Below are 17,265 nucleotides of genomic sequence, written 5' to 3' on the forward strand. Positions count from 1 at the left end.
GTGTTTCACCTGATCGTAGGATAAGGATGCATTTTGAATAGCTGGCTGATTAAACTCCGTAAAACAACCTATAAAACATCGATTATGTACAATGTGCGAATGGTCATTGCATTTGCAGGTACCGCCTTTATTCCCTATCTGCTGGATTATCAGCTGATGACTATTCCCTTAACTTTGGGCGTAGTGGCAGCAGGTTTAAGTGATATTGACGATCGTTTTTCAGTTCGTATCATGAACCTAATTTATACCTACATGGGTTTCTTTATTGCGGCAGCATCGGTTCAACTTTTATTCCCTTATCCTTTTTTGTTCGCAACTGGACTCATCTTATCCTGTATTGCACTCATCTTATTGGGATCACTCGGTCGGCGTTATGCCACCATTTCTTATGGCTGTTTGGTTATTTCGGTCTACGCCATGCTAGGTGTGGATTTATTCGAAGACTGGTATACCCAGCCTGCACTTTTGGTGGTCGGTGCAGCGTGGTATGGACTCATTTCGACCTTAAGTTTCCTCATTTTTCCTGCCCGCCAAGTGCAGGATCAGTTGGCAAATAGTTATTCATCACTGGGGGACTTCCTCTTCGCCAAATCAAATTTGTTTGATGTCGATATGACCTCAGACAGCTATCAGCAAAGTATGATTAGTCTATCGCTGGAAAATGGCAAATTAATTGCAATTTTTAACACCATGCGTTCCACTCTTTTGACTCGGTTAAAAGGCGATCGTGGTCAAAGCGATACGCGTCGAAGTTTGCAGTATTATTTTGTCGCGCAAGATATCCATGAACGAGCAGATTCGGCACATATTGATTATCAAAAATTGGCCAAGATCTTTGAACACAGTGATATTTTGTTCAGATTCCAGCGGGTATTATCTTTACAAGCCAAAGCCTGTCAGGATTTAAGTGACAGTATTTTACACCGCAGCACCTATACCCATAATCCGCGTTTTGAGCACGCCTTTAATAATTTAGCCAAATCATTGCAGAAAATGCGTCATGATCAGCAACATGATTTGCTTTGGATTAATGCCTTGTTTGCCCTCATGCAAAACTTAAAAGCCATTGATGCGCAGCTGCGTAATGTGGAAACAGAACGTTATATCAAGCTTGATAAAAATAAACATATTGAAAACCAGCTTAAGGACGACGATTTAAAAGGTTGGGAAGATATTGTTAGCCGAATCAAGCAAAATTTAACCCCCGAATCCGTACTCTTTCGTCATGCGATTCGTGTGTCGATCGTGCTTCTGATTGGTTATATCTTTGTGCAACTCACGAACATTGAATATGGGTATTGGGTGCTTCTGACGGCACTGTTTGTGAGCCAGCCCAACTTTAACGCCACCAAACGTCGTTTGCGTTTACGCATATTTGGCACGATTGGGGGGATTATTTTAGGTTTTGCAATCTTGTACTTTGTGCCCTCTATCGAAGGTCAACTGTTGCTCTTAATTTTCTGTGGTGTGTTATTTTTTGAATTGCGCAGTAAGCAATATGCGCAGGCCACCGCATTTATTACCACTTTGGCTTTAATAAACTTTAACTTAGATGGCTTAGGTTTCGAAGCAGCCTTTCCTCGCCTGCTTGATACCATCATCGGCTGTGCCTTAGCGTGGTTGGGTGTGACCTTTATTTTTCCAGATTGGAAATTTAGACGTCTTTCACATACTATTTCACGTGCACTCGATGCGCAGTGTCATTATTTAGCAGAAGTGGTCGATCAATACCAACATGGTCGAAATAACAGTTTAAATTATCGTATCGTGCGTCGAACTGCGCATAATCGTGATGCAGATTTAGCTTCGCTTATTTCGACCCTTGCAACCGAACCTGATTTCGATGCCATACAAAAAACTCAAGCCTTTGAATTTCTGTGTCTCAACCATACTTTTATTAGTTATATTGCCGCTTTGGGCGCACATCGTGAACAATTACATGACCAAGCCACTTTAGACTTACTCAAACAAGCAATGACCGATATTCGTGGTGCACTACTTTATGACGAAGTGCCTGAACTGAGCCTACATAACATGCAACAGACCTTGCGCGAACGTCAAAATTTTAGTGATGAAGAATCCACTCAAGTCTTGATTATTTTGCAGCAACTTTCACTGATGTTTAGTATTTTAAAACAGCTGAGCACACTTAAACAAAGTTTAAGTCATGATCGCGATGAGCAAGCAACAGAATTGGCGTCATTATAAAAGGACGATTCAAAAGGCGATTCAATAGGCAATGCATCTGCACAGTAAATTAGTACAATATACTCCCTGATTGTATTCATTTAATGCTAAACTCTACCGAGATTTACACTTCTTGTTAATGACACTATGACTGCGAAAAACGTTTACGCCTACACCCTACAACCTGTTCCTTATGAAGTAACAGAAGCTGAACAACGGAATGCTCAATTAGCGATTTGGCGTAGTACCAATAAAATTGGAACCAAAGCTTGGGCGATCATGGCTGCAGTTGTTGCAATGTCTATTTTAGGTTTAGTTTTTATCAAAAACTATTCCACCATCATTTTTTGGGTGGCACTTGCCGCTGTTGCGATCTACTTCTTGGTTCGTAAATTCGGCCTAGAATGGTATGTCAAACGCAAAATGAACGAATTCCCAGTGCAACAGATTTCAGGCATTAAGCTTGGCGTTCAACCACATGGGATTGTGATGCGTCAAAAAATGGGTCTACAAGAAGGTGTGGGGTCAATTGGTTGGAGTGACATTTACGAGTGGTATAACACTCCAGAATTTATTTTGGTGAACTTTAAAGTTAAAGGTCAGCAAGGGGCATATATCCTGCCAAAGCGTATGAATACCAAAAACTTTTCATTCCAAACCGTACGTAAGCATTTAAATGAAACAGTGGGTCCTGCAAAGACGCTATAAGTTTTAAACTGATTTTAAGCTGTACCCAAACCTCCCGCTGTGGAGGTTTTTTAATGCTCACCCCCTGCCCGAATGCGATTGATAATGAGAATAAATATTATCCTCAAAAATCACGCTCTCGGCTCAATCTTCAGATATAATTGCGCCATCCAAAATAATCATATTCCGATTGTACCCACATGCTAAAGAAAACCTTTTTTCAAATACATTGGTTTCTAGGAATCACCGCCGGATTAATCCTGTCTCTGATGGGTGTTACAGGCGCAATTTATTCTTATGAACAACAAATACTTAAATGGATAAATCAGGACAGCTATACAGTTCAGGTCGAAACCCGTGCGAAGCTCAACCCTGCTGAAATCTATCAGCATTTTCATAATACAGCGCCTGAGCTGAAAATTAACAGCATAACTGTAGCTTCAGCAGCGTCTGAATCATCAAGCATCAATGTGGCTAAAGAAGGTGCACGTCGTGGTCTCACCATGATGATCAACCCTTATAGTGCTGAAATGCTACCTGAAATCAAAGGTCGTGAATTCTTTGCTTTTATACAACAGCTGCATCGTAATTTGACCGTCGGCCCTGTCGGCAAGCAAATTACAGGGGCCTGTACCCTCATGCTCATTTTCTTTGTGCTCAGTGGTCTGTATTTAAGATGGCCAAAGAAACACACTTGGCGTCAATGGTTTGCAGTGAAGCCAAAATTAAGAGGTCGTAATTTTATTTGGGATTTGCATGCGGTTGTAGGCACATGGGTGATTATTTTCTATCTTATTTTTGCCATGACGGGTCTGTATTGGTCTTATGATTGGTGGCGTAATGGCATGTTTAAAGTGCTCGGTGTTGAACGCCCACAAGCTACCATGCAAGCCAGCCCAAATGCAGGAGGCCGTCAGGGTCAACAACCCAATTCACCGCAGCGCAATATGGCTGGTATGGAAAATCGGGGTGAACGTGCAAACTCAGCCCCTCCTGACAGTACAGCAGCTTCAAGCAACACTTCACGTTCGACTGACGCGCGTTCAGAGCGACGTGAACGTGGAAAAGGCTTAGAACCTGTCCAGATTCATCGCGCTTTAAACCAAACATGGTCGGGTTTCAACCCGCAATTGGACCGTGAGTACTCAAGCCTCACCTTCACTCTACCGAAAAAAGATGATGGCAAACTTGAACTCAGCTTTGTGGATGTCAATCCACAACATGAACGTGCCCGTAATAAGGCCACATTTAACTATCAGACTTCAAAAATCGAATCACTTGAATTATATGCAGATCAAAAACTGAATGAAAAAATCATGGGCAGCATGCTACCTGTGCACCGTGGTAGCTTCTTTGGGCCTGTATATCAATTCATTGCGATGTTTGCAGCACTATCAATGCCATTATTCTTTGTGACTGGTTGGATGTTGTATCTCAAACGCCGCAAGCAAAAGAAACTCACTTTGGCAGCAAAACGAGGTGGACTGCATACAGAAATCGATCCAAATGCAACGCCGTGGCTGATTGCCTACGCAACCCAAACAGGTGTCTCTGAGCAATTGGCTTGGCGCACTGCAACCAGCTTACAAGAAGCTCGTCAACCAGTGACGGTCAAATCTGTACAACAGCTAACTTTAGATGACCTGAAACAAAACCAGCAAATTTTGTTTGTAGCAAGTACCTATGGAACAGGTGAAGCCCCAGATCTTGCGTCTGCTTTTGAAAAGAAAATCTTGAATCAAAACTTAGATCTGAGTCATCTTCAATATGCTGTTTTGGCACTGGGTTCACAAGAATATCCTAACTCCTATTGCAGCTTCGGACATAAAATTTCGGCATGGTTAAAACACAATCAGGCCAAAGCATTATTTAATACCATTGAGGTAAATAACGCAGACAATCAAGATATTGAAAAATGGAATAGCGCACTGGCTCAAGCCTCAAAGCTTGAATTACAAGCTATGTCAATTGATAAAGTATTTGATCAGTGGAAATTACTTAAGCGTGATTTGCTCAATCCAAACAGCCAAGGTGCGCCTGCATTTAATATTGAACTGCAAGCAGAACATCAAGCCGAATGGCAAGCGGGTGATATTGCAGAAATTCAACCGGGCAATAGTCATGAGAGAATCGAAGCCTTCCTGACTCAGCATCAGATTTCAGTAGATACGCATGTAGATTCACTCAATACCACAATTGCGCAAGCCTTGTGGAGTAAGAACTTAAACGCTGATGTTGAACCCTTTGCCAATATGGAGCATCTGCTAGAGCAGCTGGTCGATCTTCCGACCCGTGAATATTCAATTGCCAGTATTCCACAGCAACAGGTTTTACGCTTGGTGGTCCGCCAACAAAGCAATGCACAAGGCGAACTTGGACTGGGTTCAGGCTGGCTCACCCAGCATTTAGCCATTCGCGATCAAGTCTCTTTACGTATCCGCACCAACGAGTCTTTCCATCTCATCGGTGATAATCGTCCGATTATTTGTATTGGTAATGGAACAGGAATTGCAGGACTGATGAGCCTCATTTCAGCTCGTATTCGCTCAGACTACACTGAAAACTGGCTGATCTTTGGTGAACGTGAACAAGCCCATGATTTCTTCTATAAAGACACGATTCAGGCTTGGCAAAATACCGCGATGCTCAAACGCATTGACCTTGCATTCTCCCGTGATCAAAGCGAGAAAGTCTATGTCCACCATAAACTTCGAGATCAGGCAGAAGCATTAAAAACATGGGTTGCCAATGATGCGGTGATCTATGTCTGCGGAAGCATTGAAGGTATGGCAAGCGATGTTGATCAAGCCTTGATTGATATTTTAGGCGAAGCCTGTGTGGATGACTTACGTCAAACGGGTCGCTACCGCCGAGATGTGTATTAATTGATGATGTTGATATTCACTAGGTGGATAAGGTCACTAAAATTGATACGTTAAAACAATATGCTAAACATGAAAAGCCGAGCAAGATTGCTCGGCTTTTCATTTCAGTAAATTTAAGTATGATGATCATTCATTGAAAATGATCGTTTATTTTATGCAATTTACAATAAGAATCACACTGGGTCTATTAGGCTTCATTCTTTTGGCAGATGGTCTGTATCTGCTGTTACAAGGTAAGATTCATCTTGGAATAATTTTACCGCTAGTCATTGGCGCTATCTTCCTCATCCATGCTTTATTTTGGCAAGTTTTAGCGCGCCTACTCACCCATTCTGCATTTTTGAAAAAACTATGGCAGTCATGTTGGGCAATCTTTAGCATTTGGCTATGTACATTGGTCTTGTTCTTCGGTTATATCCAACTCAATAAAAATAATAGTTTAGAGACGCACGACTACCCAGCTATTATCGTCTTGGGCAGTGGACTCATTCAAGGCAAACCTTCACCTACGCTACAAGCGCGTTTAGATCAAGCAGCCGAGCTATATCATAATTCACCTCAGTCCATGCTCATTGTGACGGGTGGACTCGGCTTGGGTCAGCATTTGAGTGAAGCAACCGTTATGGCTCGATATTTAAAAGATAACCATCAAATCAGTGCCTCCAAAATCCTACTTGAAGACCAAAGCACCAGCACTGAACTTAATTTAAAAAATAGCCAAGCGATCCTTAAACAACATCAGATTGACTTAAACGATCCGATTGCAATAGTCACCAGCGATTTTCATTGTCCACGTGCAAAACTCATCGCAGCGCAATTAGGCTATCTTGATACCCTCTGTTATGGCGCCGAGACACCGCTTGAAACACGCTATAACGCATGGCTAAGAGAATATTTCGCTTATATCAGTGGCTGGGTTTTAGGCGAATATTAAGTACATTTAACTCAATACCTCCTGATCGGCTTAGATTTTTGGATTAGTGATCATGTAATCTGATTTTTCGAGGTAAAGGCAACGCTTGTTTTTGGAAAATACTGGGGTCTTGCAGATAGAGCTGATACAGATAAGATTTTAAATCAATCAAAAATTGCCGTCCTGAGACCAAAACATTTTGTCCTTCTGGTATCAAATTCAGCGATAAATGCGTGTTTTGCTCACGTAAAAAGGGAATCACTTTTTCAACGAACGGAATCAGCCCCACTTCTTCCACTTCATACTCTGCCCATTTATCGCGGATTAAAAGCTGTGCCATACTTTTGGCTTGCCACACTGCAAGAGTTTGCTGTCCTGAAGGGGTGGCACACAGCGCCCAACCGTCATGGTACAGGGCATAAACTTTGGCTTGAGCCACAACGGTTTCGATAAAATTTTTATACTGCTGTTGCGGTGGAATGATCGTACTGGCAATAGAGCTTGCAGATTTACGCTGATAAGGATTTCTCATAATTTTTATAGTAAGTATAAATGCGACATATATCACATATTATAGTAAATACAAAAAATTGAAATAAAAATTTAGGTCAGGATTTAATCAAGTCTAAAAGGGAAGAATGATATCTATAGATTTAAAGTAGCGGGATATAAATCAGGATTTGAAAAAGATTATAAATGATGAGATTTAAAATATGTTCTAATCATATATTTCTGAGAATAAGAAATAATGGTGGGCGCTGACGGGATCGAACCGCCGACATTCTGCTTGTAAGGCAGACGCTCTACCAACTGAGCTAAGCGCCCTGAGGAAAAAATTCAAGCATTGAATTTTTGAGGCAAGACAAACGCAGTGCGCAGTCTATGCAAATTATAACCAATTTCATTTCAGGGAATGAAAATGGCGCAGCGGACGGGACTCGAACCCGCGACCCTCGGCGTGACAGGCCGATATTCTAACCAACTGAACTACCGCTGCACGGCAAACTTATCAATAAGTTTTATATCTCAGATTTTTAAATCTGAAGATATGGTGGGCGCTGACGGGATCGAACCGCCGACATTCTGCTTGTAAGGCAGACGCTCTACCAACTGAGCTAAGCGCCCTTAAAGGGTGAAACATTTCGATTTTAGGGATGGCGCAGCGGACGGGACTCGAACCCGCGACCCTCGGCGTGACAGGCCGATATTCTAACCAACTGAACTACCGCTGCATCACAAAAAATCTGGTGGGCGCTGACGGGGTCGAACCGCCGACATCCTGCTTGTAAGGCAGGCGCTCTACCAACTGAGCTAAGCGCCCTTAAAGGTCTATCATGTAAATGGCGCAGCGGACGGGACTCGAACCCGCGACCCTCGGCGTGACAGGCCGATATTCTAACCAACTGAACTACCGCTGCACTTACATAATATCGCTATTAAAGTACAAACAATGTGTTATCTGAATTAAGTGGCGCAGCGGACGGGACTCGAACCCGCGACCCTCGGCGTGACAGGCCGATATTCTAACCAACTGAACTACCGCTGCACTTAAAACATTTAACGTAAAGACTTGGTGGGCGCTGACGGGATCGAACCGCCGACATTCTGCTTGTAAGGCAGACGCTCTACCAACTGAGCTAAGCGCCCTTTACGACTTCATCGTTTGTGTGGTGCATTATAGAGAATCCTCAGACACTGTCAAACGCTTTTCTATGTGAATCTCTATTTTTCAGTTTGACTGATTAAAAAATAGATCATTTTGATGAAAAAACCTATTTTTTGGACGTTTTTTGCCTATTTATCTCATTCATTTTTAAATTATTTTTTTGCTTTTGTTAAAATTTTGCCCCAGAAGAGCCAACTCAATGACACAAATTAAGCTTCTATTTTATATTCCGACACATAAACCAGATCCCCCTCATGCAATAAATCATAAATTTCTTGAATTTGATGACTATGCATGCGAATGCAGCCATGTGATTTTGGGATACCCATCGGTTCAGAATCTGGTGTGCCATGGATATAGATATAACGGTTGAATGTATCGCAGCCATCACCTAAGTTAAAATCAGGCTCCAAACCTTTTAACCATAAAATACGCGACAAAATCCAATCTCGCTGTGGATTCGATTCGCCCAGCGCTGTATCGAAGACCTCCCCCGTCCACTGTCTGGCTTTAAAAACAGCATTCAGTGGCATCTCGCCACCAATTTTCTGCTCAATCTTATGCCAACCACGGGGGGTCTTGCCTGAATTCTCTTGCTCGCCGATGCCATTTTCACCGCTGGAAATTAAATAGAATTTATGGTGTTTAGGCAAAGATAAGGTTTGCGACACCAAGTCAATCACAACATCAGCTTGATCAATAGAATACATGGGCGATTTGTCCTTACAGATATCTCGGTCAATACGCATTAATGGATGGGTAGAGATGCGCATAAGTTTTACATTTATTCAATAGAGTTTTTTTGTATTTGGCTTGACGCTGTTTCAGGACGCATCCATAACCAAATTGCAACGATCAACATGGTAAGGTCGGTAAAGACCTTGACCATAAAGGGTGCAGTCGTGAGTAGCATGACCATCCCACTGATCGACATCATGATGGTGGCAAACCATTTGGCCTTGCGTGGCACTGTGCCATTTTCACGCCAGTTTCGCAGTGTACTGCCATATTGGGGATGATTCAGTAACCATGCATCCATTTGTGGCCAACCTTTAGATGCGGCCCATGCGGCCAATATGAGAAAAACCGTCGTTGGCATGCCAGGCAAGACTGCCCCAATAAAACCCAGCACCACAAAGATGATCACTAGGCTCCGCCAAAACAATATTCTCATACAGCAACTCATTCGGATGAATTTCATTAGTATATATGTTTTTATAGCGGTTTCTGTTTGATTATTTATATTCTCAAATATTAACGTTCTTTTTAGAGTGCATAACATGACCCTGTTTTATGAGCCTTGGTTGCAATTTAAACATCCAATCGTAAGACAACTTGCCTTTAGTATTGCCAGTCCGAATATTTTAAAAAGTCTCCCTCATACGCTAGAGCTTCAGCATCATTTTTCGCTTCATCAGGATCAATTTTGGCAAGCTCATTTTTCAAAATATGTGGATCGCCTGATTCAACTGGATCAAAACCCAACTGAGCTGATTGATTTTTTAAAACCACTCAAAAGCACGCGTTTGGGTCTACGTTTTGAACACCTGATCTGGTTTTGGCTACAAGACGCTGAATATCATCATTTTCAGCTGCTGGGTCATAGCATTCAAATCATTGAAGGCAAAAACACCATTGGTGAGCTGGATTTTTTAATTCTAAATTTAGACACGAACTGCATTGAACACTGGGAAGTGGCACTGAAGTTTTATCTGGCTGAAACGGATCTCTTACTCCCGAATTGGTATGGGCTTAATCGCAGTGATACGTTGCTGAGAAAACTGAGTCACTTCACCCAAAAGCAATTTCAGTTTCAGCAGGTTCAACAGCACGAAATTCAAAAGCGTTTTGCTGTAATGAAAGGGCAATTATATGTACCTGAGCAGATTGATGGCGTACTCAATCATTTGGGTACACTACCCGACTGGATTAACCCATCTCGACGTATTGGACACTGGGGAAACTCGAGTTTAAAGCAGTATTACCGTGTACAAAGACAAGAATGGATCTGTCCGAATTTGCAGCAGAGCTCAAGAGAAGCAACCTACTGGCAGAATGGTTTGTATCGTAATTTCAACACACAAGCGGATTATATGTTTCGTCAAGCAGAGATTTCACATAGCTGTGTAAGAGTCATGTAATTTTTGCAGTACTTACATACATTTCATAACATAGAAATAATAAAACTCTCATATTTATCTATCTGATTAATTTCTATGCTGTTGATGCATCAAAATAAATTACAAATTGGAGATGATGATGAAAAAAATACTTGCTGCTTCTTTGGTTGTTGCGTTTGTATTAACTGGTTGTAATACGTTTAAAGGCGTAGGCAAAGACGTGTCTAAAGCTGGGGAAACTGTAACCAATACTGCTGAAAAAACTTCTAACGAAATTCGTCAAAATTAAGTTAAAAGTTGAAATAAAAAACCCCGATTTTTTAATCGGGGTTTTTTTTGGTGTGATAAATTGATTCTATGAATAAACACCTTCATTTATTTGCATTTTCAATCAGTTTTGTCTTGCTTTATGATAGGATGACTTTGAATACATGATCTCTCTCCAATGACGCAATCAGCCACCTTAGATTTAAGCTTACAACTGTTACGCCAACCTTCTGTCACCCCAGTCGATCATCACTGCCAAACGATTATGTCGGAGCGTTTGTCAAACATTGGGTTCCATATAGAAAATATGCGTTTTGAAGATGTTGATAATTTATGGGCGCGTCGTGGTACTGAAGCACCTGTATTCTGTTTTGCAGGTCATACCGATGTCGTGCCTACAGGCAGTTTAGAGGCTTGGAACTCAGACCCATTTGCGCCTGAAATTCGTGATGGTAAGCTCTACGGTCGTGGTAGCGCAGACATGAAAACTGCCTTAGCAGCCATGGTGATTGCATCTGAGCGTTTCGTTGCAAAGCACCCGAATCATAAAGGTTCTATTGCTTTTTTGATTACCTCGGATGAAGAAGGTCCTTCCATCAACGGGACGGTGAAAGTAGTTGAAACACTCGAAGCACGTCAAGAAAAAATAACTTGGTGTTTGGTCGGCGAACCGTCAAGTACACATACCTTAGGTGATATCGTGAAAAATGGTCGTCGTGGCTCGTTAAATGCCAATTTGACCGTGAAAGGAAAACAAGGTCATGTTGCCTACCCTCACCTTGCGGTCAACCCCATTCATACTGCTTCAGCGGCATTGGCAGAGCTGTGTGAGACGGTTTGGGATCAAGGCAATGAATATTTTCCTGCAACCACATTCCAAGTCTCCAATATCAATGCAGGTACAGGGGCAACCAATGTGGTGCCGGGCACACTGAATATGTTATTTAACTTCCGCTATTCAACTGAAGTGACCGCAGACGAGCTAAAAGCGCGCACTTTAAAGATTTTAGATCGTCATCAAGTTGAGTATGACATTCAGTGGACACTTTCAGGCCTACCGTTCTTGACACCCGTGGGTGAATTGGTGAATGCTGCTAAAAATGCGATTCGCATGGTCACTGGTACCGAAACTAAACTGTCTACCTCAGGTGGTACATCTGACGGTCGTTTCATTGCGCCGACAGGTGCACAAGTGCTTGAACTGGGCGTATTAAACGCCACCATTCATCAGGTCAATGAACATGTGAATATCGATGAGCTTGAGCCATTGGCTGAAATTTATGAACAGATTTTGGTGGAACTACTCACGTAAAGCACTGTGAAAAACTAAAAAAGGGATGCATCAGCATCCCTTTTTTATGACAGTTGATTTTAAAATCGCTTATGCCTCGACGTTTAAGCCGATACTTTTTTGTATATATTCAATAGCCGGCACATAGTAGAGAGCATCATTCAAGCGCACATATTGCAGTATGCTGGGATCTTCAAGTGGATGATCTTCATCGACCACCTCAGAAATTCGAATCCGAATACTGCTGGGCATGCTATCGCACATTAAAGCAAAACGCTGATCCACCGCTTCACCTTCGATGACCAAAGCCACGCCTGCACGCTGTACAGGATTATTCACATGAAATACAGGCAAATTATGCTCATGCCACTCAATGGACTGGACATGGCTTGGACTGTTCAGGGCGGACAGGACAATATTTTGTGGCAACAGCATCGGCACTGTCTGGTGACACTCAATAATATAGGCGTCAATAAATCCAGTGGACACCGTGATGAGATGCTGTAATTCTTCGGTTTGGATCTGATCCAACACACCCCTGCTTTGAGTATTCGTCATAATCGTTCTCTATTTGGTTTCCAAGGCAGCTTCAATATTTTCCAGCAACATCGACTCTTGGAAAGGTTTACCCATATAGTTGGTCACACCTAAACTAAAGGCACGTTCACGATGCTTTTCACCTGTACGCGACGTAATCATGATAATCGGTAAATCACGATGAATTTCATGATGTCGAACCAAACTGGTCACTTCAAATCCGTCCATGCGTGGCATTTCAATATCGAGTAACATCAAGTCCGGTTTAACATTTTCTAACTGCTCAATCGCATCAATACCATCTTTTGCGGTAATCACATCAAAACCTTGACGCTCAAGCAGACGTGAAGTGACTTTACGTACGGTTACTGAGTCATCCACAATCATCACCAAATGACGATGATCACGTTTACGTAAAGGATCACGACGCTCAATTTTCTGATCATCACGCTGAGTGGCCTGAATCTGACGGGCAATGTTTTGACCATCTAAAATCAGGCACACTTGACCATCACCCAAAATAGTTGCGCCTGCGACCACGCCAACTGAAGCAAACTGACCGCCAATCGGTTTCATCACAATTTGCGAACGTGAACCAATCAATTGGTCAATCAGCAAGGCTGTGGTTTGCCCCATGTTGCCTTTAATCAGCAACACGGGTAATGAGTGCCCGACACCACTGAGTTTTGGCACAGGTTGATCTGCCACAAATTCACCCAAATAACGTAATTTATAGCGCTGATGATCTATGTCAAAGTAATCTGCATTACTGCTGAAATATTGTTCTAGCGCAGACGGCGCAATCCGGACAATACGATCAATTTGCGATAACGGCACCGCAAACTGTTGATCGCCGACTTTTACCATTAAGGCATCGCTGACAGCTACTGTGGTTGGCACACGTATGGTGAAGGTTGAACCTTTGCCGAGTTGTGAAGCCACAGAGACCTGACCACCGAGTGACTTAATACCACTTTGCACCACATCCAGCCCCACCCCACGACCTGAAATTTGGGTCACTTTTTCTGCCGTAGAGAAGCCTGGGTGGAAAATAAACTGCAAAATTTCTTCATTGGTGATGGCTTGATTGTCTTGCATTAAGCCTATGGCAATCGCTTTGGCTTTGATTTTTTCAGCATCAATACCTTGACCGTCATCGGTAAAGGACACCAAAATATCTGAACCTTGACGTCTAATGTCCAGTTCAATTTTGCCACTGACAGGCTTATGGTTTTTCAAACGCTCGGCTGTAGATTCAATGCCGTGATCCAGCGCATTACGCAGCATATGTTCTAAAGGGGACACCAATTTTTCAAGAATGGTGCGATCCAGCTCGCCTTCGGTATTGTTGACAAACAGCTCAGTTGGCTTATTGAGTGTGGTGGAGACTTGACGCACTAAACGCTGTAAACGCGGCAGCAGACGTGAGAAAGGAACCAATCTGGCACGCATTAAGCCTTCTTGAATTTCAGCTTGAATACGAGACTGTTGTAATAACACGCCTTCCGTATCTTTAATTTTTTCAGCCAAAGTCGATTTAAAGTCGACCAAATCTGATGCAGATTCTGCAAGTGATTTTGACAATTGGTTGAGGGATGAATATTGATCCATCTCGAGAGGGTCAAAGTCTTCATAACGTGAACCCAAATCATCATGTTTGGCAAGAATTTGTGACTCTAACTCGCCCTCCATTCGGCGCAGCTGATCAGCCAGACGCTGAATGGCAAGTTCCATATCGGTCAAAGTATGCCCCAACTGGCTCAAATCCATTTCAATGCGCGAACGGTTAATCGCATTTTCACCGGAAAGATCGATCATTTTCTCGATCAAATCAGCAGAAATACGAATCATCTCATCGCTTTGTTCAACTTGAGTCGACTGATCCCATTCACCGAGCATTGATGGTGGTTCTGTTCCATCACCTTCAATCGACTCAATCACATACTGTTCGCTCAATAGATCTGAACGTGTAAGCTTTTCGGTTAACTGTGTTGAAACATCCAAATAATGGATATTGCTCAGGCTTGATTTAAGCGTATTGAAATGCTGATAATTCTGTTCAAGAACTGCGGTTTTCAACCATGTAAATGCCGATTCCAATAACGCATCATAGGCATTGGAGTTGAAGTTATTGACCGCAAATTCTTCGAATGCAGTTTCTAATTCGTAGGCGATTTCTGCAACCTGTTCCCAGCCCACCATTTTTGCCCCGCCTTTTAAGCTGTGGGCAATACGTTGTAATTGCAACAGTAAACTGCGACTACTGCGCTGTTCAAACCATTTTGGCAGGATGTTTTCTGCTTCAGCAATCAGTTCTTCTGCTTCTTCAACAAAAGTTTCTCGTGCGATGGCTTCAGCAGATTCTGGCGCTGTTTCTGATGCTAATTCTGATTCTGGCTCTAATTCAGATTTAAACGCTAATCCTTGCTCAGACTCAGATTGAGATGTTAAACCGAAACTGGTTGGCGCCAAGAGATCATACAGATTACCTGAAGAATCGAAACGCGCTTGAGGCTGAAGAGATGGTCGGTCTTCAACGCCAGCGTGTAGATTTTCAGATACTTCAATATCAGTGTGATCAGTGACTGTCTGATCTTCAGTGACCTCAATATCCTGTAACTGAGTACTCGGATCACTGATTTGATGTAACACCGCCACAATGTGCGTTGCAGGATAATCTACACGCTCGTCACGGATCAGTTGTACACGGTCAGAAACGTCATCTTGCATTAGACGAATGTATTTGACCAATTCATGACTTACTGACATTTGCGCATTAATCACACGCTCATAAATGCTTTCAAGTTCATGTGCGATGAGACCAATATGCTCCGCCTGCACCATATTTGCCCCACCCTTTAAGGTATGCAAATGACGCATCAGATTATTCAGTGCACGTGTATCTCGTATGTCTTCCGACCAAGTATTTAAATCACGGTCGATCTCAACCAATAACTCTTCCGCTTCTTCGATGAAGATGTCGAGTACCTCCAGATCGAACTCGCGAATTGAAGTGTCAGAGTCAATCAGTTTCCGATCCGCTGCAATTTGGTTCGACACATATGCCAGACTCAGACCTACATGTTCAGTTGAAACTTGCGATGTTTGTTCAGCTTCATTATTTGATTGAAGATTTGAATGAAGGTCTCCTAAAACCGAAGGAATATTGAACTCAAATGTATCTGGAGTATCAATCCTGTCTTTCGGATCAGAGTACCCGACCACTTGATCAATATCTTGTAAGAGATACGCTTTTAAATCTTCCATCGCGCGCTGTGCAGAACCTCCCACCACTACACGTTGGCCTGATGCCAAATGATCGAATAAATGAGTAAATTCTTGGTGCACACGACCGAATAACTCAAATACATAATCAGTATTGAGGAGGTCTCTATTATTTAATATCGCATCGTAGCTGGTTTTCAAGAATAAGCTGTATTCATGAATTCCTTGCGCAGCCAAAGTATTGGTATTTTCAACCAAAATTTCAGCTTCTTGGCTTAATTTCTCAAAATAATCCGGGTACTCAGACTGTGCGCGTTGATCAAATTCAAATTCGGTATCCAATAAGTGATCAATACTCAAATTGACCAGTTGACTGACGATATTCTGAATATTTTCGTCACTCCCCAAGGTGCTGACATGCAGATCACAACGTTCAAATGCATGGTTAAAGCGTTGCAGGAAGAAGTCAAATTTAGCTTGATCTTGAGTACCTAATTTTAAAATATATAAGTAATCACGTACATATTCTGCATAACTGACCAAAAGCGAATTTTCATTGATACTGGTTTCAATGTCTTGTATTAAGAGTTGTTTAAACAACGTCTCAACTCTCGTGCTGACTTCACAAATATCATTCACATGCGCCATAGATGAACTACCACGCAAGGTGTGCAGCGCTCGCACCAGACGATTATGTTGTTCTGGCGTATGCTGTTCATGTTGAACAAAATGATCAATCACTACCAAATGCTCTTCTGCTTCTTCCACAAAAATAGACAGCGTGACAGACAACAAGGCTTCAGCTTCAGTCGCAACAGGTGTCAAGTTCGACTCTGACTTAGCAGCAACTTTCTTCTTAAATTCAGGAATAAGTATATCCTGATCAAGCGGTGCAGTGTTCGCTGACATTGTAGATGCTACAAGCGCTGGACTCTCAGCAGTTTGTTCAAGCCCAGTCCATGCCTCTGTATGCGTTAAGGTGTCAGCCAGATCGAGTAAGCTGTCTAAAGCGGGTTCCAAGCTTAAATTCTGTTGTAACTGCTGACCCAATATGACCAAAGGTCTGAAATCTAGCGTATGCGCCTTATTATTTTGAAAATCTTGAAATAATTTAAATTGGTATAGATTAAACACCGCACGAACATACTTTTGCACTGCCGGTGTTAGCGCGACATTTTTGGCAATTACACGATTTAAAGTGTCTTCTACGATCCATGCCAATTCAGCAGATGATTTTGCACCGACCATACGGCCAGACCCTTTTAAGGTATGAAAGTTACGACGAACCGTGACTAAAATTCCGTCATGTGTTGGCTCATCCATCCATTGATTTAATAATGGCTGTAAATTTTCAAAAATTTCTTCAAGTTCTTCAACAAAAATTTCTAAAATTTCTGCATCCTGATCAAGATAACTGTCTTCAGGTAAAACTGTCTTTTCGACTAAATATTTTAATATTTCTTTCATAGCTCAGGCTTCTATGCTTA

Annotated in this window: 12 protein-coding genes and 8 tRNA genes; 7 read left to right on the forward strand and 13 right to left on the reverse strand. The window is 42.2% G+C overall.

All coding sequences use genetic code 11. The annotated features are described in order from the left end of the window. Positions 1-33: 33 nt before the first annotated feature. From yccS to AMD27_RS12030, 4 genes are all read left to right on the forward strand, one after another. Complete coding sequence (yccS, locus tag AMD27_RS12015) at positions 34-2,208, forward strand: YccS family putative transporter (protein ID WP_067660882.1); 2,175 nt, start codon at positions 34-36, stop codon at positions 2,206-2,208. Positions 2,209-2,334: 126 nt separating this feature from the next. Next, on the forward strand, positions 2,335-2,895 hold the full coding sequence (locus AMD27_RS12020) for a YcxB family protein (RefSeq protein ID WP_067660883.1): 561 nt from the start codon (positions 2,335-2,337) through the stop codon (positions 2,893-2,895). A gap of 179 nt (positions 2,896-3,074) precedes the next feature. Beyond that, complete coding sequence (locus tag AMD27_RS12025) at positions 3,075-5,759, forward strand: PepSY domain-containing protein (protein ID WP_067660885.1); 2,685 nt, start codon at positions 3,075-3,077, stop codon at positions 5,757-5,759. Positions 5,760-5,913: 154 nt separating this feature from the next. Then, complete coding sequence (locus AMD27_RS12030; protein WP_067660886.1) at positions 5,914-6,693, forward strand: YdcF family protein; 780 nt, start codon at positions 5,914-5,916, stop codon at positions 6,691-6,693. 43 nt (positions 6,694-6,736) lie between these two features. Here the strand turns inward: AMD27_RS12030 and AMD27_RS12035 are convergent, their stop codons facing one another. From AMD27_RS12035 to AMD27_RS12085, 11 genes are all read right to left on the reverse strand, one after another. Continuing rightward, entirely contained in the window at positions 6,737-7,204 is a 468-nt protein-coding gene (locus tag AMD27_RS12035; protein WP_067660888.1) for a DUF2750 domain-containing protein, read from the reverse strand. Positions 7,205-7,421: 217 nt separating this feature from the next. Then, positions 7,422-7,497, reverse strand: a tRNA-Val gene (locus tag AMD27_RS12040). Between the two features lie 95 nt (positions 7,498-7,592). Next, a tRNA-Asp gene (locus tag AMD27_RS12045) sits at positions 7,593-7,669 on the reverse strand. 52 nt (positions 7,670-7,721) lie between these two features. Beyond that, positions 7,722-7,797, reverse strand: a tRNA-Val gene (locus AMD27_RS12050). A gap of 30 nt (positions 7,798-7,827) precedes the next feature. Next, a tRNA-Asp gene (locus AMD27_RS12055) sits at positions 7,828-7,904 on the reverse strand. A gap of 13 nt (positions 7,905-7,917) precedes the next feature. Next, positions 7,918-7,993 (reverse strand) — tRNA-Val (locus AMD27_RS12060). A 20-nt stretch (positions 7,994-8,013) separates the two neighbouring features. Then, positions 8,014-8,090: transfer RNA gene (locus AMD27_RS12065), tRNA-Asp, on the reverse strand. A gap of 51 nt (positions 8,091-8,141) precedes the next feature. Then, a tRNA-Asp gene (locus tag AMD27_RS12070) sits at positions 8,142-8,218 on the reverse strand. Between the two features lie 25 nt (positions 8,219-8,243). Next, positions 8,244-8,319: transfer RNA gene (locus tag AMD27_RS12075), tRNA-Val, on the reverse strand. Positions 8,320-8,547: 228 nt separating this feature from the next. After that, the gene (elsL, locus tag AMD27_RS12080) at positions 8,548-9,048 is read right to left on the reverse strand and encodes a cell wall-recycling L,D-carboxypeptidase ElsL (RefSeq protein WP_067660889.1); all 501 of its coding nucleotides are present in this window, start codon (positions 9,046-9,048) and stop codon (positions 8,548-8,550) included. 74 nt (positions 9,049-9,122) lie between these two features. After that, entirely contained in the window at positions 9,123-9,512 is a 390-nt protein-coding gene (locus AMD27_RS12085; protein ID WP_067660892.1) for a YbaN family protein, read from the reverse strand. A 106-nt stretch (positions 9,513-9,618) separates the two neighbouring features. On the opposite strand from AMD27_RS12085, the gene AMD27_RS12090 reads away from it, so the two are divergent. The 3 genes from AMD27_RS12090 to dapE all read left to right on the forward strand — a co-directional run bounded on the left by AMD27_RS12090 (position 9,619) and on the right by dapE (position 12,037). Then, on the forward strand, positions 9,619-10,479 hold the full coding sequence (locus tag AMD27_RS12090; protein WP_067660894.1) for a DUF1853 family protein: 861 nt from the start codon (positions 9,619-9,621) through the stop codon (positions 10,477-10,479). 118 nt (positions 10,480-10,597) lie between these two features. Further along, complete coding sequence (locus AMD27_RS12095) at positions 10,598-10,747, forward strand: entericidin A/B family lipoprotein (RefSeq protein ID WP_067660897.1); 150 nt, start codon at positions 10,598-10,600, stop codon at positions 10,745-10,747. Positions 10,748-10,903: 156 nt separating this feature from the next. Next, positions 10,904-12,037, forward strand: a complete 1,134-nt coding sequence (gene dapE / locus AMD27_RS12100; protein WP_067660899.1) for a succinyl-diaminopimelate desuccinylase — start codon at positions 10,904-10,906, stop codon at positions 12,035-12,037. Positions 12,038-12,106: 69 nt separating this feature from the next. On the opposite strand, the gene AMD27_RS12105 is transcribed toward dapE, so the two are convergent. Both AMD27_RS12105 and AMD27_RS12110 read right to left on the reverse strand, forming a co-directional pair. Continuing rightward, positions 12,107-12,574: a hypothetical protein gene (locus AMD27_RS12105; RefSeq protein ID WP_067660903.1), complete on the reverse strand. Its 468-nt coding sequence runs from the start codon at positions 12,572-12,574 to the stop codon at positions 12,107-12,109. Between the two features lie 9 nt (positions 12,575-12,583). Further along, positions 12,584-17,245, reverse strand: coding sequence for an Hpt domain-containing protein (locus tag AMD27_RS12110; RefSeq protein WP_067660906.1), 4,662 nt, complete (start codon positions 17,243-17,245; stop codon positions 12,584-12,586). Between the last annotated feature and the right edge of the window lie 20 nt (positions 17,246-17,265).

The sequence above is a fragment of the Acinetobacter sp. TGL-Y2 genome, assembly GCF_001612555.1.
Taxonomy (GTDB): Bacteria; Pseudomonadota; Gammaproteobacteria; order Pseudomonadales; family Moraxellaceae; genus Acinetobacter.